The sequence below is a fragment of the Streptococcus sp. HMSC071D03 genome, assembly GCF_001812125.1.
GTDB lineage: Bacteria > Bacillota > Bacilli > Lactobacillales > Streptococcaceae > Streptococcus > Streptococcus pseudopneumoniae_N.
This window is the reverse complement of sequence record NZ_KV807747.1, coordinates 1-256: the sequence shown is the minus strand read 5'-3', so window position 1 is coordinate 256 and position 256 is coordinate 1. Positions and strand designations below refer to the sequence as shown.

Genomic DNA, 256 nt, shown 5'->3' with positions numbered 1-256 from the left:
GAGGCTTCTGAGAAACTAGCTCAGCAATTCTTTGACGAGCCATATTCGCCTCTTTCTTTACCGTTAGATCTTCCGGTTCAGGATCTGGTGCTGATTGGAATTCGGGTTGAGGAAGGGGTTCTGGTATACCTTGTGTAGACTTCTTTTCTTTATGTTTTGCTAGAAAATGAAGAAAACCTTTCTTTTTCTTCCCAACACTCGTACCAAAATTTTCCAGCAACTGATCAATGATTCCAACAAAAGGTATTTCAAGACT

Annotated in this window: 1 pseudogene; it reads right to left on the bottom strand. The window is 40.2% G+C overall.

Going from position 1 to position 256, the window contains the following annotated elements:
• Window positions 1-256, bottom strand: a pseudogene (locus HMPREF2837_RS05040) (hypothetical protein); the annotation flags it as partial.